At 56.5% G+C, this 1,594-nt stretch carries 2 protein-coding genes; both read right to left on the bottom strand.

The window, feature by feature from the left end; translation table 11 throughout:
- Nucleotides 1–404: TadE/TadG family type IV pilus assembly protein (locus ACXJKO_RS31610; protein ID WP_457094953.1), on the bottom strand; the 404-nt coding region annotated here is incomplete at its 3' end.
- Nucleotides 405–512: 108 nt separating this feature from the next.
- Nucleotides 513–1,568 carry a response regulator gene (locus tag ACXJKO_RS31615; protein WP_457094954.1) on the bottom strand — a complete coding sequence of 352 codons (1,056 nt, stop codon included), beginning with the start codon at nt 1,566–1,568 and terminating at the stop codon, nt 513–515.
- Nucleotides 1,569–1,594: the final 26 nt, after the last annotated feature.

The raw sequence follows: 1,594 nt of genomic DNA on the forward strand, positions 1-1,594 counted from the left end.
GCCTTGTTATCACCTGCAGCGATGCCATTCGTCGGCGGATTGTTGATCGTGATGTTAGTTGCCGCAAGCTCGGTGACCTCGGGATCCGGGTCCGTATCAGACATGACGGGGATGAATCCAGAGGCGGAAGCAATCTTGATGGCCGTACTGCGAAGTGCAGTCCCGCTCTCACCAACCCGCTTACGCACACCGGCGGAATGTGCGGCAACGTCCGCTGCATGCTGCAACTTACGTTGAGTGTAGTACCAGTAACCGGTCTCGCCCCCCATAGCCATGCCGCCGATCAACACGGGAGACATGATGGCGATTGCGACCGCGGTTGCCCCGTTCTCATCCCTTCTCAGTCTGCCGAGATGAGAAAGAAACGATTTCAGCCAGAAGTTCGGTTGATGCGACATCGTCATTTTTGCCCCCGAGGACACACCCTTGGACAAGCCTGGCCCCTTAAAAGGTCAACAATGACTCAGTTTTAGGAGTAACTCCATTCGCCTGAATGGCCTAGGCTGAACGCGCTATGCGGCAGAGAGCGATCCCATGCCGGCGATCAGCTCTCGCGCGGTGTGGGCGGCGCAACAAACCTTATCCAGCGATACCCCAATATCCTCTTCGGTGGCGCATTCCCGCTCCAAGGCCGTGCAAAGCTCCGCCAATTCCGAGAAGCCGAGCAAAGCAGCTTGAGATGTGATCGCATGAGCAGTTTTTGCGATCTGCATGCGATCCAACTCGGCGAAACAATCACCCGCGAAGCTTGTTCTCAGCTCCTCATCCAGGCGCATTAGCCACTGCCCGACACGCTCGACGCCGATCGTCATTTTGAAGTCTTCGAAGTGTCTTTCCTTGAAAGAGATCCTCGGAGAAAGAGGCGGTTCTTTGGAGGCCTCCCCCTCCAAAGGCAGCCATTCGCCTAGCTTCTTGAACAGGTCCTCGCGCCTGACAGGCTTTCCAATATGATCGTTGAAGCCCGCCTTCATGAAGGCACGGACTTGCTGAGGCAGAACATTGGCCGTCATCGCAGCAATAAAGACCTGACTTGCCGGATGATCCAAGGCCCGAATTTCCTTGATCGCGGTCAGCCCATCCATACCTGGCATCTGGATGTCCATCAGCACAAGATCGTAGGAAACTGCTTGAACGGCGGCAACAGCCTCCTCACCGTTCGAAACGGCATCGATCGTATGACCTGCGGCTTCCAGAAGGATCTGCACCAATTCGCGATTGATCTCCACGTCCTCAACGATGAGGATGCGAGAGGGCCGCGCAGCAGGCAACGTCAAGTCCGTCACCTGTTCAGGCAATGTCTGCGCCTGCGGCAATGTCAGCTCAATCCAGAATGTCGAGCCGCTGCCCTCCTCGCTCTCCATGCCGATCTGGCCGCCCATCATTTCGACGAGACGCTTTGAAATCGCAAGGCCAAGGCCAGTTCCACCATATTCCCTGCGTATGGATGGATCACCCTGCGAAAACCGCTTGAAAAGCCTGTCATGCTGCTCCGGCGCGATGCCGATGCCTGTGTCGACGACAGAGACGCGAATAATCTCACCAGCCTCAGAGGTTCCGATATAGTGCACGAGGGTCGTGATGTGTCCCTCGCGCG

Source organism: Microvirga sp. P5_D2 (genome assembly GCF_054049475.1).